18 protein-coding genes are annotated in these 16527 nt (G+C 71.7%); 8 read left to right on the top strand and 10 right to left on the bottom strand.

Features of this window, described 5'->3' with window-relative positions; genetic code table 11:
• The first annotated feature begins 272 nt into the window (after positions 1-272).
• Together ACH34S_RS33375 and ACH34S_RS33370 are read left to right on the top strand one after the other, a co-directional pair.
• A complete protein-coding gene (locus ACH34S_RS33375; protein ID WP_395956849.1) occupies positions 273-806 on the top strand; it encodes an RNA polymerase sigma factor in 534 nt (177 codons plus the stop codon).
• Positions 803-1672, top strand: a complete 870-nt coding sequence (locus ACH34S_RS33370; protein WP_395956848.1) for a hypothetical protein — start codon at positions 803-805, stop codon at positions 1670-1672. Before ACH34S_RS33375 ends, ACH34S_RS33370 begins: the two co-directional genes overlap by 4 nt.
• A 12-nt stretch (positions 1673-1684) precedes the next feature.
• Here the strand turns inward: ACH34S_RS33370 and ACH34S_RS33365 are convergent, their stop codons facing one another.
• From ACH34S_RS33365 to ACH34S_RS33345, 5 genes are all read right to left on the bottom strand, one after another.
• Positions 1685-2797, bottom strand: a complete 1113-nt coding sequence (locus ACH34S_RS33365) for a WD40/YVTN/BNR-like repeat-containing protein (protein ID WP_395956847.1) — start codon at positions 2795-2797, stop codon at positions 1685-1687.
• Positions 2798-2926: 129 nt separating this feature from the next.
• Entirely contained in the window at positions 2927-3286 is a 360-nt protein-coding gene (locus tag ACH34S_RS33360; RefSeq protein ID WP_205717850.1) for a DUF2516 family protein, read from the bottom strand.
• A 169-nt stretch (positions 3287-3455) separates the two neighbouring features.
• Entirely contained in the window at positions 3456-3944 is a 489-nt protein-coding gene (locus ACH34S_RS33355; protein ID WP_395956846.1) for a hypothetical protein, read from the bottom strand.
• A complete protein-coding gene (locus ACH34S_RS33350; RefSeq protein WP_395956845.1) occupies positions 3941-4399 on the bottom strand; it encodes a helix-turn-helix domain-containing protein in 459 nt (152 codons plus the stop codon). Before ACH34S_RS33350 ends, ACH34S_RS33355 begins: the two co-directional genes overlap by 4 nt.
• Before the next feature lie 204 nt (positions 4400-4603).
• Positions 4604-5707, bottom strand: coding sequence for a neutral zinc metallopeptidase (locus ACH34S_RS33345; protein WP_395956844.1), 1104 nt, complete (start codon positions 5705-5707; stop codon positions 4604-4606).
• Between the two features lie 42 nt (positions 5708-5749).
• Between ACH34S_RS33345 and ACH34S_RS33340 the strand changes: the two genes are divergently transcribed.
• The 4 genes from ACH34S_RS33340 (at position 5750) to ACH34S_RS33325 (ending at position 9959) form a co-directional block, all read left to right on the top strand.
• Entirely contained in the window at positions 5750-7519 is a 1770-nt protein-coding gene (locus tag ACH34S_RS33340; protein ID WP_395956843.1) for a DUF2207 domain-containing protein, read from the top strand.
• Positions 7520-7633: 114 nt separating this feature from the next.
• Positions 7634-7951 (top strand): hypothetical protein, encoded by a 318-nt coding sequence (locus ACH34S_RS33335; protein ID WP_395956842.1) that lies wholly within the window; start codon positions 7634-7636, stop codon positions 7949-7951.
• A 267-nt stretch (positions 7952-8218) separates the two neighbouring features.
• Positions 8219-9472, top strand: a complete 1254-nt coding sequence (locus tag ACH34S_RS33330; RefSeq protein ID WP_395956841.1) for a CynX/NimT family MFS transporter — start codon at positions 8219-8221, stop codon at positions 9470-9472.
• A gap of 64 nt (positions 9473-9536) precedes the next feature.
• Complete coding sequence (locus tag ACH34S_RS33325) at positions 9537-9959, top strand: hypothetical protein (protein ID WP_395956840.1); 423 nt, start codon at positions 9537-9539, stop codon at positions 9957-9959.
• On the opposite strand, the gene ACH34S_RS33320 is transcribed toward ACH34S_RS33325, so the two are convergent.
• Entirely contained in the window at positions 9956-10927 is a 972-nt protein-coding gene (locus ACH34S_RS33320; RefSeq protein WP_395956839.1) for an asparaginase, read from the bottom strand. The two genes, ACH34S_RS33325 and ACH34S_RS33320, sit on opposite strands and share 4 nt — an antisense overlap.
• A gap of 154 nt (positions 10928-11081) precedes the next feature.
• Here ACH34S_RS33320 and ACH34S_RS33315 point away from each other — a divergent pair, with 154 nt between their 5' ends.
• Positions 11082-11687 carry an MmpS family transport accessory protein gene (locus ACH34S_RS33315; RefSeq protein ID WP_395956838.1) on the top strand — a complete coding sequence of 202 codons (606 nt, stop codon included), beginning with the start codon at positions 11082-11084 and terminating at the stop codon, positions 11685-11687.
• Between the two features lie 21 nt (positions 11688-11708).
• Here ACH34S_RS33315 and ACH34S_RS33310 read toward each other — a convergent pair whose 3' ends face one another.
• Positions 11709-12608 (bottom strand): hypothetical protein, encoded by a 900-nt coding sequence (locus ACH34S_RS33310; protein WP_395956837.1) that lies wholly within the window; start codon positions 12606-12608, stop codon positions 11709-11711.
• 56 nt (positions 12609-12664) lie between these two features.
• Entirely contained in the window at positions 12665-13258 is a 594-nt protein-coding gene (locus tag ACH34S_RS33305; RefSeq protein ID WP_395956836.1) for a helix-turn-helix domain-containing protein, read from the bottom strand.
• 189 nt (positions 13259-13447) lie between these two features.
• Here ACH34S_RS33305 and ACH34S_RS33300 point away from each other — a divergent pair, with 189 nt between their 5' ends.
• Positions 13448-13936, top strand: coding sequence for a hypothetical protein (locus ACH34S_RS33300; RefSeq protein WP_395956835.1), 489 nt, complete (start codon positions 13448-13450; stop codon positions 13934-13936).
• Here ACH34S_RS33300 and ACH34S_RS33295 read toward each other — a convergent pair.
• Both ACH34S_RS33295 and ACH34S_RS33290 read right to left on the bottom strand, forming a co-directional pair.
• Complete coding sequence (locus ACH34S_RS33295; protein ID WP_395956834.1) at positions 13916-14638, bottom strand: phosphotransferase enzyme family protein; 723 nt, start codon at positions 14636-14638, stop codon at positions 13916-13918. The two genes, ACH34S_RS33300 and ACH34S_RS33295, sit on opposite strands and share 21 nt — an antisense overlap.
• Positions 14639-14917: 279 nt before the next feature.
• The gene (locus tag ACH34S_RS33290; protein ID WP_395956833.1) at positions 14918-16522 is read right to left on the bottom strand and encodes an alpha/beta hydrolase; all 1605 of its coding nucleotides are present in this window, start codon (positions 16520-16522) and stop codon (positions 14918-14920) included.
• Between the last annotated feature and the right edge of the window lie 5 nt (positions 16523-16527).

Raw genomic sequence — 16527 nt, 5'->3', positions numbered from 1 at the left:
ATGGCGGTCCCCGCCCACTAGGTGGACGACACACCTCGTGGGCGGAAGGAGCCCCATGACCGTCGCCACGGCGATCAACCTGCTGACGGCAGTGCTGGGATTGATCAGCGCCTTACTGCCCCTCGCGGTCGGGTACGGCCGTGCCCGGAGCGGGCGGGGCGGCGATGACCCCCGATGAAACCCGCAACGACCCGCCGCCCCGTCAGGCCGACGCAGACCAATTGCGGCGTTCGCCGGACCCCGTCCCGGTACCCGGGGCCAAAGTGTCCGAGGTGCGCGACCGTTTCCTGGACTTCTACGCCGAGCAGTACCCGCAGGTGGTGCGGTTCGTGATGATCGCCCGCCGGGCCACCCTCGAAACCGCCGAGGACGCCGCCCAGGAAGCGTTCATCGAGGCATGGCACACCGCGCACAAGCCCGGGGCCTGGGAGCGGGTCGGAAACCGGGAAGCCTGGATACGCACGATCGCGCTGCGCCGCCACGCCCGCCCCGGCGGTTCCCGCCGCCGGGAACCGCCCACCGTCTCGGGCCTGGAGGGCCTTCTCGCCGACTGCTCCTGCCCTCAGTCCGACCCGGCCGACCTCGCGACCGGGACGATGAGGGTGCTGGAAGCCCTGCACGCCATTCCCGACGACCTGGCGCGCGCGGTGATGGCCTTCACCCTGGACGGCCACCCGGACAGCGTCATCGCCGCTCACCTGGACCTCGACACGCAGAAGGTCCGCAACCTGCGCACGAAGGCCCGCACGTTGCTGCGCGGGCACCTGGCGTCCAGCCGCGCGCAGGAAGGAGGGACGGCCCGATGAGCGACCACGATCCGGCCGCCCTCAGCGACACCGAACTCGACCGCCTGCTGCTGGCGGCCCACGACGACCTGCTGCGCCACGCTCGAGAGCACACAGATCCCACGATCGGCCTGCTGGCGCTCATGGAGGACCCCAGCGATGACCTGGTCGTCCTCGAACTCCGCGCCCTCACTCACCGCACTCAGAAGCGGATGCCTGAGGGCGTCCCCGAACTCCGTGACGCGCTGCTCCGCGCTGACCTTCCCGATCCCTATCTCCAGCATCTGACGTACCTGATGACGCTCACGCAAGCGCTCATCACGGTCAGCGACCGCTACCCCAACACCGCCCGCGCCGCCGCCGGGGACCTGGCCCGAGAGCTCGACTCCGCCCGCGCCGTCGCCCGCGCCCTCGACCTGGCCACCGACCTCGACTCCGCCCGCGCCATCGCCGGGGAACTCGCCCGGGACCCCAACTCCACGCGTGCGGTCGCCCGGACGCTCGCGCTCTTCGAGGCCCTCTACCGCGCCCTTCGCCACGCCATCTACCCCGTCAGGGGCCTCGGCGACCACGCCCGCGTGGTCTCCGAGGTCATCGAGAACGACCTCAACGGCAGGCTCGTCTGGACGTCGAAGAGCGTTTTCGCCCTGGTCCGAGCGGTGGCCTCAGCGCTTGAGGCGGCGTCGGTGGACCTGTCCGGCGTGGACGTCTCCCATCTCCAGGACATGGATCTCGAAGTGCTCGCGGGTGCCGTGTGGGATCGGGGCACAACGTGGCCTGCGAGCATGCGAGAACTGGTGGAACGGCACTCTGAGGAGATCGGCGAGGGCGTGTTCCGGGTTCGCGGAGGGACGGAACGCGAGCCGCGGGGCTCCGTCCTCGCCTGAACTCCTCGGCCGTCAGCCGAGGTGGTCGACGGTGAGGTGGGCGGCCCGGCCCTTCTCGCCGGCCGCCCAGCAGCCGCCGTCGTGGGCGCAGTCGACGGTGTCGAAGCTGCCCGCGTCGAACCGCGTCCAGGTGCGTCCGCCGTTGAAGGTGAGGTCGCTGCCCGTCGGGCCCACGGCCATCGCGATCGGGCCCGTGTAGCGGGGCCAGACGGCGCCGGAGCGGTATTCGGCGGGCGGGCGCTGCGCGGGGTGCCAGGTCCGGCCGCCGTCGCTGGTCGTGGCCGCGGCCTTCGGCGACGGCTCGCCCGGACGGTAGTCGCCGCCGACCGCGACGCCGTGCCGGGAGTCGCGGAACGCCACCGAGAACACGCCCATGGACGCGCCGGACGGCAGCGGCGTGTCGGCGACCGTCCAGGTGAGGCCGCGGTCAGCGGAGTGGAAGACCCGTGCGCGGGACGCTCCGCCCGTGGCGAGCCACACGTCGCGCTTTCCATGGCTCACCAGGCACTGGCCGCTGGCGGCGAACGCGAACTCGCCCTCCAGGGCCTCGGGCATCCCCTTGGACGGCAGCACCCGCCACGTGCGTCCCGCGTCCTTGGTGGAGATGATGCGGAAGCGGCCGTCGACCGGGTCGCTCATGGCCAGGCCGTTGCGGGAGTCGAAGAACGTCATGCAGTCGTAGAACGCCTTCGGTTCGTCGTTCTTGAAGCCGAGCGTCCAGGTGCGGCCACCGTCGGAGGTGCTGTAGACGCGGGACGCCTCGCCCTCGCCGATCGCCAGCACGACGGCGCGCTTGGCGTCGAACGCCTCGATGTCGCGGAACTCCAGCCCGGCGGCGTCGGCCGGGGCGACGTTCTGCCAGGTGCGGCCGCCGTCAGTGGTGCGCAGGACGGTCCCGCCGCTGCCCGCCAGCCAGGCGACCTTCCGCCCGACGGCGGCGAGGCCGCGGAACCGCGCCTCGGATCCGGTCGGCGTGACACGCCAGCCGAGCCCGGCCGTCCAGACGCGCATGCCCTCGGCGGTCTCCGCGTGCGCGGTGCCCGGCACCGCGAGCGAGGCCGCGATCATCGCCGCGCACACTCCGGTGAGCGACACCTTCCGGGCCAGCGCCCGCATCGGCTTCATGGGCCGCAACGTAACGAAAGATGATCAAGGTGTCCAGACCCAGTAAAACCTTGCACCGCCCGGAGGGGTCGGCCGGCGCTCAGTCTTCGAGGGTGATGCGGCGGTCGAATCGTCCATGTTCCGCGGGGTCTACCAGGGGCCGTAGGGGCCGGAGTGGGAGTTGCCGCCGTTTCGCTTCTTGAAGGGGGCGACGGCCGGGCGGACGTCCGCCAGGTAGACGGCGGCGGCGATGAACGCGGCCACCGGGAGGATGCCGAGCAGCAGGGCGATCGGGCTGGCGCCGAGTGCCGCGGGCGCGACCGCGTACGCGCCGCCGACGACCACCGTGACGATCAGGACGATCGTCCACATCTTCTTGCGCCACTTGCCGGCGGCGCTGAACGCGCTCTCCGGGACGGTCAGCGAGTCGATCAGCGCCCATGCCTCCATCGCGAACGCGATGATCAGCAGCAGCCAGAAGAAGTAGTCCAGCACATTGAAGTCCGACATCGGCGATCAGCTCTCCTGCTCGTCTCGGACGGCGATTCCACGTCGCCCACACGGGGCCTCACTACCCCAACCCTATGCGTGCCGTCCACCGATGAGCCCGGAACGGGAGGGCGGGAAGGCGAAAGAGCCCGGCCGGGCGACCCGGCCGGGCTCTTCGCGGACGTCGCGCTCAGGCGCCGTTCTTCTTGGTCGTGGACCGCGTCCGCGTGCCGTTCCGCTTCTGCTGCGCGGCGCGGGGCTTCGGGGCCCGGGCCGGAGCCGGGGCCGGCTTCGTGTCGGTGATCTCGGCGACCTCGGCGGCCTCGCGGTGGACGACCTTCTTGCCGCGCTCGGCGAGCTCCTCGAAGACCTCGAACGCCAGGGTGCCGACGTGCGTCGCGTAGGCGACGGCGGCGCCGGGCAGGTCCTTGGCGTCGACGCGCTCCTGGTACCGGGCGACCTCGCCGCGGTAGCGGTCCACGGTGCCGCGGACCTGGTCGCGGTAGCGGTCGACGGTCTCGCGGACCTCGCCCTGGTACTTCGTCGCGGTCTCCAGGGCGCGCCCCTGATACCTGGTCATCTGCTCGGGCATCTCGCGGAGCTTCTGCACCGCGAAGTCGCCCGCGCCGGCCACGGCGTACACGGCCTTGTTCTCTCGCAGGTTGCTGGCCAGCGTCATCCGACCTCTTCCTTTCCTTCTGGTGTTCGTTCTGGAATGGCTTGCTCGGCGGCGGGCCCGTCCGCAGCGGCGGCCTCGTCGGGGGCCGCGTAGTCGGACGGCGGGACGCCGTCGGCCTCGTTCTCCTTGAGGAACGACGCGTAGATGTCGAGCAGGACCTGCTTCTGCCGCTCCGTGAGGAGGACGTCGGCGCGGACGGCGGCCTGCAGGTCCGTGTCGGCCTCGCGGGCCTCCAGGATCCCGGCCTGGACGTACAACGCCTCGGCGGAGATCCGCAGACCCTTCGCGATCTGCGCCAGGATCTCGGCGCTCGGCTTGCGCAGGCCGCGCTCGATCTGGCTCAGGTACGGGTTGGATATGCCCGAGACGTCCGCGAGCTGACGCAGCGAGATCTTCGCCCGCGTCCGCTGCTCCCGGATGTACTCCCCGATCGAGCCGACCTTCGAACCAGCCATGTCTCCACCCTGCGTCATCGTGCTTGCAATTGCAAGCACGATAGCTAGCACTTGCCGGGTGAGTCCCCTCACATGGCCGAAACTTGGCGTCGGCCTTCATCCGGACGCCGCCGGGCGGCGAATACCCGGTGCTCGGCAGATCACACGCTCTCCAAGCACCGGGCCCGTCTCTGTCCCGCCTCTAGCAGGAGGCGGGCCCGGCCACTAGCTGACCTTGGAGGGCGGGGCCGTCCAGGTGTTGCAGAGGGTCAGGCGGCGTCCGTCGTAGCCCGTGACGACCCAGCCCGCGTAGTGGCGGCCCAGGCCGTGGTCGCGCTCGTCCGGGGGCAGCCGGTCCTCGCCGCGGCCCCGCAGGTCGATGATCATCGCGTTGTACTGCTCCCGCGTCATCGGCAGCGTGGCGCGCTCCGTGCCGAGGAACGCGCCCGCGAAGCACTGCGCCTGCAGCTCGATGCGGCGGCTCGCCTCGTTGCGGACGCCGGTGCTGCCCGACTCCATCTGCCGGTCGGCGTAGAGCAGGATGCCCGCGCGGTCCTGGACGTGGTGCCCGTACTCGTGGGCGATGATCCGCGCGAACACCGCGTAGTGGGACAGCGGCTCGCCGCCCGAGGTCTCCACGACGTGCCGGAGCCCCACGTACATCGTGTTGTTGGCCGGGCAGTAGAACGCGGACGCGCCGGGCGCCGGGTAGGTGCCGCAGGGGCTGCGTCCGGGCTCCAGCCAGAACACGCGGTCGGGCTTCTGGAACGCGATCCCGGCCTTCTCGAACTGCCTCGTCCAGGAGGCGTCCAGGCAGTCGCTCAGCGCGTCCATGAAGCGGCGCATGGACTCGGCGCTCGGCTGGATGCGGGGCACGGTGCAGTTCACCGGCGTCAGCGCGCCCGTCTTGTAGAGCTTGCTGTCGGTGGCCTGCGCACGCGGGGACGTCCGACCGTCGGGTGAGGTGGTGGTCCGGGTGCCGGACAGGCCGTCCTGCCCGGCGAAGAGGGTGAGCCCGAGGATCCCGAGGACGATCATCGCGGTGAGGCCGCCGAAGATGCCCGCGATCGTCCCGCCGGCGCTGCGGCGCGGCCTTGGCCGCATCGGGACGTACCGGTACTGCGGCTGCCCGTACGGGCCGGGCGGCGGGTAAGGCGGCCCGGGAGGGCGCGGCGGGCCGGGCGGTCCCGGCGGGCCGTAGGCAGGGGGCGGCCCGTATCCGGGGTGCCCGTGACCCGGCGGACCGTGGCCGGACGGCCCGTAACCGGGTTGCCCGTAAGGCTGCGCCGGATGCCGCGAGGGGGGCGGCGGGGGGTACTGACCTGCCATAGCAGGTCATCATCGCACGCATTCCCGATACCATTTGCGGCCATGTCTGCTCTTGCGGCGTTGTTCCGGTTGCGGCCGGTGGTTGCGGTGGTATCGGGTGCCCTGTCGGCAACGGCCGTTCTGTCGGCCCCGACCTGGTTTTCCGCCTCCGCGGCGGAACCGGCGCGGGTCCAGGCGGCCGCGGCGGAACGCGTTCTGAAGGACGAGGCCGTCCTCACCACGGGTAAGGGCGGTGTGACCCGGGTGAGAGAGACGATCGTCTACCGTTTCGACGGCGGCAAGGGCTTCGACCGGACATTCCCGACCCGCGACCACGAGAGCCTCACCGAGGACCGCGTCTACAAGATCGAGAACCTGCGGGCGAGCAGCCCGGACGGCGGGCCCACCAGGGTCGGCTCGACCGGCAAGGACATCACGACGATCGTCTCGGTGAGCGGTGACCAGGAGCTGACCGGCAACCGCACGATCGTCCTGGAGTACGACGTGCGCGGCGCGATCACCCGGATGGGCGCGGCGGCGGAGGAGCTGCGCTGGCCGGTGATCGGCGGCTGGAAGGTCCCGGTGGACGAGGCGCGCGCGACCGTCGACGGCGGCGCGGCCATCCGCAACGTGAACTGCTTCACCGGGCCGATCGGCAGCACGATCGGCTGCACGCAGTACTACACGAACCACACGCACACGCAGGGCGTCTTCGCGGAGCAGGGGCTGCTGCCCGGCGAGTACCTCACGGTCGTCGCGGGCCTCCCCGCGGGCACGACCGGCGGCCACGCCCTCTACGAGCGGCGCCACACGATCGCGACGGCGTTCTCGGTCAACGCGGTCACCGGCGGCGCGCTCGTCGGGCTGCTGGTGCTGCTCGGCGGCGGGCTGGCCGCGCTCTACATGCTCCGCGGGCGCGACGCCCGCGTCGTGGGGAAGCATGCCGCCGAGGGCGACCATCCGCCGCTCGCCGGGGCGGAGTTCGAGCCGCCGGACGGGGTCCGGCCCGGCCAGATCGGCACGCTGATCGACGAGCAGGCCGACGTGATCGACGTCACCGCGACGATCGTGGACCTCGCCGTCCGCGGCTACCTGCTGATCGAAGAGGAGGACAGGGCCACCTCCGGCCGCCTCGACTGGACGCTGCGGCGCCTGGGCCGTCCCGTCGTCGATCTGCTCCCCTACGAGCGGATCCTGCTGGACGCGCTGCTCACCGCCCCCGACGGCACCGGCCGCGACGCGGTCAAGCTGTCGGAACTCGGCGGGACGTTCGCGACGAAGCTCGCGCAGGTCAGGTCCGCGATGTACGACGACGTGGTGAAGCAGGGCTGGTTCGCGCGGCGGCCCGACACCGTCCGGTCCCGGTGGACGGTCGCGGGCATCCTGATCACCCTGCTCGGCGTCGCCGGGACGGTCGCGCTCGCCCTCACCACCGAATGGGCCCTCGCCGGGCTCGCGCTGATCATCGCGGGCGCGGCGCTGGCGTACGGCGGCCAGTACATGCCGGCGAAGACGGCGCGCGGCGCCACGGTCCTCGCGCACACCATCGGTTTCCGCGCGTTCCTGGAGCGCGGCGCCATCCCGGACGGCGCCGCGGTCGAGTCCCGGCAGCGGATCGCGCTGTTCTCGCGGTTCCTGCCGTACGCGGTCGTGTTCGACGCCGTCCCGAAGTGGGCCGAGACGGTGAAGGACGCGGGTGAGCGCGCCGAGGGCGCCGACAACCTGTACTGGTACGAGGGCCCGGCCGAATGGGACCTGTCGAAGTTCGCCGAGTCGATGCGCACCTTCACGCTCGCGACCTCCGGTTCCATCTCCCAGTCCCGGGGCCTGTGAGGCCCCGTTCCGCACCGCGTGGCGACCGAAACGGAGGCTGACGGCCCGCCGAAACGGAGGCCGGCGGTTAAGGGGCTGACGAGGGGTAAGGGCTGAGGCGAGGAGGTGTTCCTCATGCTCCCCAGCCCCGACCTCGCAGGCCCTTCCCCCGCGGACTCCGTCCTCGCGAGTTCCGTCCTCGCCGACTCGACGCGCCTCGGGGACGCGCTCTTCCTGGCCATCGGGCCGGCGGTGATCTTCGTGGCGGTGCTCGGGTGGGTCGTGGTGACGCTGGTCGCGGCGCAGCGGCCGCCGCACCGGCCGAGGCGCGCCTCCGGGCTGCCGCATCGCGGCCCCGTCCAGGGCGGGGTGATCGCGGGCAGCCCGTCGCAGCGGACGAGCCGTGACCCGGTCCCGCCCCGGCCCCCGCCCGCGTCCCCGCCGTCCCGCTGACGGCTCGCTGACGGCGCGCGCCCCCAGGATGCGACGCCCGCCGGATCCGGTTCCCATGCCCCACACCCCGGTCCGGCGGGCGTTGTCCGCGCCCGCGGTGATCGCCGAGACCCCTCCCGGCGGTCGCCGCGGGTCCCCGCGACGGGGCCGTCCGGATCCGGCCAAGTACGATGTCAGGCGTCGTCTTTGGGAGGTTCCGGTGGATTCGAGTCCCGTCCCCGGCGGGCGCCCGGTCCCCGGCGGGCGTCCGGCGTCGCGGGCTGACCGGTGACGCAGGCGCCCACCCGGCGGCACCGGCGCGCGGAGACGGTCGCCGCCCTGCTGATGATCGTCTTCGTGGCGGTCAACCTCCGGCCCGCGATCGCGACGGTCGGGCCCGTGCTGACCGAGATCAGGGACGAGTTCGGCCTGTCCGGGACGGCGGCCGGGGCCCTCACCACGCTGCCGCTGGTCTTCTTCGGCTCCTACGGGCTCGTCGCGCCGTTCCTCCGCCGCCCGCCGCGCAGCGAGACGCTCCTGGTCACCGCGATGGCGCTGCTCGTCGCCGGGCTCCTGCTGCGGCTGCTGGACGCCCCGTTCCCGCTGTTCGCCGGCTCCCTCGCCGCCGGGGTCGCGATCAGCATCGGCAACATCGCGATGCCCACGATCATCAAGCGGGACCATCCGGCGCGGATCACGACGGTGACGGCGATCTACACGGTGGCCGTGTCGGGCGGGGCGTCGATCACGTCCGGGCTGGCCGTCCCGATCGAGGACGCGTTCGACGCGACCTGGCGCCTTCCGCTGGGCCTGCTGGCGATCCCGGCGGCGCTCGCGGGCCTGATCTGGCTCCCGCGCGCCCGCCGGGCCGCGCACGCCGCCCGCTCCGCACCACCCGTGGCGTCCGCGCGCGGGGTGGCGGCGCAGGTGTGGCGGTCCCGGCTGGCGTGGCAGGTCACGGTGTTCATGGGGTTGCAGTCGCTGCTGGCGTACGTCGTCTTCGGCTGGCTCCCGACGCTCTGCCAGGACCGCGGGATGGACGAGGCGACGGCCGGGTTCGCCCTGGCCCTCACGGCCGGGATCCAGGCGGTCGGGTCGCTGGCCCTCCCGGTGCTGGCCCGGCGGGCGCGCGACCAGCGTCCGCTGGTGGTCGTCACGGTGACGCTGACCCTGCTGGGGTTCGTAGGCGTGACGTGGGCGCCGGTCGAGTCCGTGTGGGGGTGGGCGGTCGTCCTCGGGCTGGGGCAGGGACTCGGGTTCGCGACCGCGCTGTCGTTCATCGGGCTCCGCGCGCACGACGCGCGGGTCGCGGCGCAGCTGTCCGGGATGGCGCAGGGAGTCGGCTATGTCATCGCGGCGCTCGGCCCGCTCGCGATCGGCGCCCTGCACGACGCCACCGACGGCTGGACCGTCCCGATGACCGCCGTCCTGCTGGCCTGCGCCGTCATGACGCTGCCCGGACTGGCGGCCGGACGCGACCGCGCGGTCGGCGGAAACACCGGCAGTACCCCCGAACCAACACCAAACGGGGTTAACGCGTAAATAAGCGGACACATCCCTAATTGACCCGTGCCCAGGCCGATACACCACCGGGAGGTGGTCCGACATGCTCGCCACGATCCTGGCCGACCCCGCCCTGACCAGCCCCGTGCTGGCGGAGACGGCCCCGCGCGGCGCCCACTGGTGGGCGTGGATCATCCCCGTCGTCGCCGTGATGGCGCTGGTCGGACGCCTGTCCATGACGGTGCTGGCGTCATCCCGGAAGATCCACCCCGAGCGCCGCAACGACCAGCACAACCATCGCGGGATGGAGCAGGGCGGCACCTACACCTACCGGCCCGGCATGTTCTCGCACAGCTACCCGCCGAGCCGGGAGTCGCAGTGGGAGGAGTTCCGCCGCGACAACCCCCAGCCCGGCCGGGAGCCGAAGAACCCGTGGCCGGACGGCGTCATGTACGAGCAGACGATCTTCAGGTCGGAGTTCGAGGAGCTCAAGGACGAGGAGCCGAAGAGCCGCGGCCCCGCCTAGCGGCCGAAGACGTCCGGGGCGGGACGGATCGCGCCGACGACGCCGTCTCCCCCGCGCACCTCGACCACCGACAGCTCGCCGAGCGCTCCGTCGTCCGCGCCCTCGTGGACGTCGAGGGCGCGCAGCAGCGCGACGGTGACGGGCGTCCGGGCCCGCATCGCACCGTCGTCGATCTTGACGGCACCGGCCCGGCCGCCGGGCAGCGCGAACGCGTCGACGCCCTCCGCACCGCACTTGACCAGCAGGCCGGGGACGGCGTCCATCAGCCGCCGCTCCTCGCGCCGGGTGCCGGACGTCCATTGCGGATGCGTCCGCATCGCCTCCGCGACCCGCCCCTCGTGCGTCTCGGGCCCGGCCAGCACGAGGGCACGGAACGCCCGCGCCACCCCGACCGTGGAAACGGCGAACAACGGCGCCCCGCACCCGTCGACCCCGACCGCCGCGACCGGCTCCCCGGCCAGTTCCTCGACGGTCTCCCGGATGACGACCTGCAGCGGATGCCCGGCCTCAAGATAGGACTCGGTGGGCCAGCCGACCGTGACGCACGTGGCGAGCATGGCGGCGTGCTTGCCGGAGCAGTTCATCCGCAGCCTTGACGCCCCGCCGCCGCTCCGGGCGACGTCCTGCTGCGTCTCGGGGTCGAGCGGCCAGCTCTCCGGGCAGCGCAGGTCATCGGCGCCCAGCCCGGCCCCGGCGAGGATCTTCTCCGTCCCCTCGACGTGGAAGTCCTCGCCCGAATGGCTCCCGGCGGCGAGCGCGAGCAGCTCGCCGTCCAGATCGAGCCCCGCCCGCAGCATCGCGACGGCCTGCACCGGCTTGTTCGCCGAACGCGGGAAGATCGGCACATCGGGATCGCCCGCACGCACCACGACCGTCCCGTCGGCGGCGAGCCCGACGGCCGCGCCGCGATGCCGCGACTCCACGAACCCGGACCGTTCCACCTCGACGAGCACAGGATTGCTCTCCACCGCTCCCCCTCCTCCGCGTCCCACTACCCCCATCGTCGACTACCCAGCTCAAGCGACGGAATCGGCCCCCTACACGACGCGCCCAGTAACAGAGTGTGAAAACTCGATGCCGAGGGTAACGGTCCGCGATAGTTCTGATCTTTGGGAGGCTGTCATGTCCGTGCCGGGCGGGGCGTACGGGGGAGGGCCACCCGGGGCACCAGGCGGGCAACCGCGTCCGGACGGCACGAACACGCTGGCCATCGCGTCGCTGGTCCTCGGCATCACCTGGCTGTGCTGGATCGGAAGCATCCTCGCGGTCGTCCTGGGACACGTGTCGCTGTCGCAGATCAAGCGGACAGGCCAGAGCGGCAGGGGCATGGCCATCGCGGGACTGATCCTCGGCTACATCGGCATCCTGGCCGGAGCGATCGTCGTCGTCTTCTTCGTGGCGCTCGGCAACGAGATCGGCAACGAGATCGAGGAAAAGCGGACGCGCGTGGCGCTTGAGGCGAGCGGCTCCGGCGGCGCGACCAGAGCAGACATCACCTACTCGTTCGGCAAGGACCCTTCACAGGCCAACGGCCAGCCGCTTCCGTGGCGGAAGGCGGAATCCCGGAACGTCGGCGGCTCTGACCTCCTTCAGGTCAATGCCCAGAACTCAGGCGAACGCGGCTCGGTCACCTGCCGTATCAGGGTGGACGGCAAGGTCGTCACCAGTAACACCTCCACCGGTCCCTATGCGGTCGCGTCATGCTCGTACAACCGCTGGAGCCAGTAAGGCACCCCACCGGCTAGTCGCTCACACGCCGCTTCGGGCCCGCGTCGGGCGGGTGCGGCGGCCGAGGGCGGTCTGGCCCCAGGGCTTGGTGGTCGAGAGGATGACCGCGGACAGCGCCAGCACCGGGGAGATCATGGCGAGGTACGGGGTGGCGCCGAGCGCGTCGCGGATGTCCGCCATCGGACGTCCGGCCTCGACGAGCGCGTGGCCGTCGACGGGGACCGCCTGCCAGGCGCTGATCGGCAACACCATCAGGACGAGCATGAGGACGAACTTCGTCGCCACCCACCACCGGCGCAGCAGGCCCCAGCGGGTCCCGGCGGCGAGCACGATGCCGGAGAAGAGGGCGAGGAACGCGGCCGGGCCGAGGAAGACGGCGTCGATGAACAGCATGGCGGTGAACATGGCCCCCGCCATGCCGGGGTCGTCGGCGGTGACGGCGGTGATGCCGAGCGTGCCCTGCACCGTGATGATCCCGAGCCACCCGACCGAGCTCGTCACATGGACGACCAGCACGATCTTGCGCACCCTCGGGGACAGCTCCCGGCTACGGGCACCACGCACGTACGCCGTGGACGGCGGCAGCCATGCGAGCGCCGCGGCGATGATCTGGCCCGCCGCGCTCGCCAGCGCCAGCCTGACCGCGGCGTCCGTCCGTTCCAGGGTGTCCAGCTCGCCCGGCTCGGCGAACACGAGTGTCGACGACATCAGGACGGTGAGCCCGGCCTGCACCGCGAGCATCGTCCGTCCCCATTGCCGGTCGGCCATGGCGGCGAAGAAGAGCAGCGCCGCCGACCACATGAGGGGCCAGAACGCCGTGCGCAGCGGCGCTCCGGCGAATTGATCGAGAAGCATCGCCGCGTTCGGGAGCAGGGCGGCGAGAACGGAGACGGCAACGGCCGCACGGAGGGTGAGGGGCATAGCGCGACGCTAAGGACGCGCACACCGGCAAGGCTTGGAAAATTGGGACGGGCCGTTCAGGACGGAAGCGAGAACCCATCTGACCTGGTCACGAATTCCGTGGGGGTACAGGCGGCCAGCGAGCGGAAGTCGGCGTCGAGGTGCGCGTGGTCGTAGTAGCCGCACTCGGCGGCGATGCGCGACCAGGACCGTCCCGGCATCTCGGCGTACAGGCGCACGGCCCGCCGGAAGCGCAGGACCCGCGCGAGGCTCTTGGGCGGCAGGCCGACCTGGTGATGGAACCTGCGGGTCAGATGCCGGCGGCTCACCCCCAGCTCGGCGGCCAGCTCACCGACCCCGACGCCGCCCCCGGACCGGCTCAGCCGCCGCCACGCCCACGCGACCGCCGGGTCCGGCGGGGCCGTGGCGGCCGTGCGCTCGCCGAGCGTCTGCCCGAACAGCCGAAACTGGGCGTCCCAGTCATCGGTGGTCGCGAGCCGCTCGACCAGCTCGTCCACCACGGGACGGCCGAGCACGTCGGCGAGGTCCACCGCGCCGCCGCTCAGCGCCTGCATCGGCACGCCGAGCACCCGGTACGCACCGAGCGGCGTCAGGTGGAGCTGGAGGCTGTGCACGTCACCGGCGTGGACGGTGCCGTCCCGGCCCGTCATTGAGCCCGACGACGAACGCCGAGGCCGTCGCGGGCACCGCCCCGGACGCCCCGGCCTCCATACCCCTCATTCAATGACCTTGCGGCCGGTTCGGACAGTGGAAAAGGTCCGGCGATGTGTCGAAACGCGCGCAGCGCCATGCGTCTAGAGGTAAAGCCCCAACAAGGCCCCACGTGAAGGAGGAGCGTCATGCACGCCGACGTAGAAATCGCCTCGATCCCGGTCTCGCGCAGCCTGGCCGAGCGGCAGGCCTTTGCTCGAAAGCGACTCGAATCCAGCTTCCAGATGTGGCTGGCCACCGGCAGCGACGGCCACGGTGCGCATCTGATCCCCGTGGCCCTTGCCTGGGACGGTTCGGCTCTGAATACCGCGACCTTCGTGAAGAGCCGCACCGTCGCCAACATCAAGGGCCACCCACAAGCGCGGGTCGCTCTCGGCGACACCGCCGATGTCGTCATGATCGACACCAGCGCCACGCTGATCAACGTCCCCGACATCGCCGCCGACATCGCCGAGCGCTACGCCAAGGTCTCCACAGACCCTCGCACCTACCCGGAGGGCACGTTCGTCTACCTATGCCTGCACCCAACGCGCATCCAGGTCTGGAACGGCCTCCACGAATTCGCCGGACGCACGGTCATGCGCGACGGCCAATGGCTAGACACCCCAGTCGACTGACGCGCCCGTCCACAGCAAACAGCCATCGGTCAGACCAGGTCGTCCACGACAGGACGGCTCGGCACGCGGTACGCACCGAGCGGCGGACATGCTCACGTCCAGATCTGTGCCGTAGCCCTCGATGAGCGGGCCTGGGTCTGCGCCGCGTGGCATGTCGATGGCCAGGGACCAGGCGAGGTCGATCATCGGCGGTCCGGACTCGGTCGTGCCCGGGTCGAGCAGCCCTGTCAGGACGTCGCCGTCGAACAGCGTGTTGTGGCACACCGCGACGTCGCCGTGGATCGCGGCCATGGGGAGCCCCCGGCAGGCCGCGGCGAAGTGCTCCGCGATGTCCTGGTAGGCGTCCGAGACGGCGGTCCGTGCCCAGCCCAGCGGGACGCCGAGCGCGCCGGGAGCGTCCAGGCGCAGGCCGTCGCGGGGCGGCCGGGAGTGCCAGAGCCGGAGCTGGCGGCCCAGTTCTCGCTGACGTGCGGGTGTCGGGTAGTCCGCATGGGTGCCGGGGAGGCGTTCCAGGACAGCCCACCACGGTTCCCCGACCGTTCCCGCGTCCAGCAGGCGTGGCGCCCGAATGCCGGTCTCAGTGCACAGCCCCTCGAAGTGCTGGACGGTTTCCAGCCGCTCGTGCAGCAGCGAGCGGAACCGCGCGTCCGCCCGCATCGAGCACGCGCGGGTCATGCTCGCGCTGCGGAATGTGGACCCCACACCGTTCCCCCGCCGTCGCGGTGGCATTCAACCCGAGGGAAATCCTCCAGTGGCCAAGACGCATCTGCACGGCTGGGACTTCAGCCCTGACCAGCTCCTTTCCCCCATGGAGGTGGCCAGGGCGTTCGGTGTCAGCTCGGACACCGTGCTGAACTGGGCCCGCGATGGATGGCTCGCCTTCGTCCGCACGCCCGGTGGCACCGGCGGTACAGCCGCCAGCAGGTCGAGCAATTGCTCAAGAACCCTCACGGCGACCGAGAGGGCTCTTGAGAAGCGCCATCAGCAGGTTGGGTTGGTGGCGGGAAGGGTGCCGGTGGCGAGGTATGCGTTGACCTTGGCGTCTACGCAGGGGTTGCCGTTCTCGCCGTAGATGCCGTGGGCGGTCGTGTTGCGCAGGGTGAGAAGGCGGGAACCGGTCAGTGCGCGGTGCATGGCCTTGCTGCCCTCGTAGGTGGTGGCGGTGTCGCCGGTGGCGGACACGATCAGCGCAGGAGTCGGGTTGCCGACGTGGGTGGGGTGTTCGCGCGGCGGGTTCGGCCAGAAGGCGCACGGCCAGATGTTCTGCTTGAGAGGGCCGAAGAGGGGATGGCGGGCGCGGCTGCGCTGGATGTCGTTCCAGTAGGTCTCGGGATCGCGGGGCGCGGCGCGGTCGCCGCAGGTGATCGCGGCCACCGGGCTGGCCAGTGAGGATCCAGCGGGGGTCAGGACGAAGCGGAGGAATCCGTCGAGGTCCGGGCCGGGGCTGACCTCGCGGCCGTGGGCGGCCTCGTCCAGGAGCTGGATGGTGGCCGTGAAGTCCGCGCGGGACGAGGGGCTGTCGTTGCCGGAGCCATTGGCGAGGAGGTACGGGATGACCTGGTCGTCCAGCTCGTGGGGGCCGACGCGCAGCGTGCGGTCTGCTGAGGCGGCCACGATCCTGTCGACGGTGGCGAGGACGCGGGCCGGGGTGGGGCCGAGCTTGTAGGTGCTGTGGCGTTCCGCGGCCCAGGCCGCCCAGCCGCGCAGCGCGCGATCCGCCTCATCTTCGGTGCCTTGTAGTGCTCTGGGGCCCCACTTGCTCGGGTCACCGGCGCTGTCGAGGACGACGCGGTCGGTGCGCCCAGGGAACATCTGGGTGTAGACCGCGCCCAGGTAGGCGCCGTAGGAGTAGCCGAGGAAGGAGATCCGGCGCTCCCCGAGGGCGCGGCGCACCAGGTCGATGTCGCGGGCCGTGTCGCGAGTGTTGACGTACGGGAGCACGTCGGCGTGCCGTTGGGCACAGCGTTCGGCCAGGTCGCGCTGCACCGCGACCTGGTGGTCGAAGCCGGCGCGGGTCGCGCCCGCCGAGCGGAGGAACAGCCCGATGGGCCAGCCGCAGTCGAGCGGTGTGCTGCGCCCGACGAAGCGCGGGTCCAGGCCGACGACGTCGTACCGGGCGGCTACGTTCTTCATGGCCGCGGCCGTCTCCAGGGGCATGGACAGCGTGGGCTCGCCAGGGCCGCCGCTGTTGAGGATCAGGGTGCCGATGCGATGGGCGCGGTCCGTGGCCGGTAGGCGCGACAGCGCGAGCTTGATGGTGCGTCCGCCCGGCCTGGAGTGGTCGAGCGGGACGGTGAGTTCCGCGCACTGTGCGCCTGCCTGGTCGAGATTCATGCCTTCGGCGTCGTCGGGGCCTTGGGCGCATGGTTTCCAGTCGAGAGGCGGGGGTGAGGCGGCGGCTTCGGACAGGGGCGCGACGGCGGTGGAGAGAGCGATCAGGGCGAGGGCGGGGATCAGGCGTGTTGATTTCATGGTCGGGGACGCTATTTCGGCGGGGCGTCCAAGCCGATACAGCTGGCCGCCGATGTGGTGGTACAGCCCGCTGTAGTGCCCGATCGGGCACTGGTGGCCGATAATCATCTCCATGCCAC

Origin of the sequence: Actinomadura sp. 3N508, from assembly GCF_044326375.1 — a bacterium.
Classification (GTDB): Bacteria; Actinomycetota; Actinomycetes; order Streptosporangiales; family Streptosporangiaceae; genus Spirillospora.
Note: the sequence above shows the minus strand (reverse complement) of the source record. Positions and strands in the feature narration are given on the sequence as shown.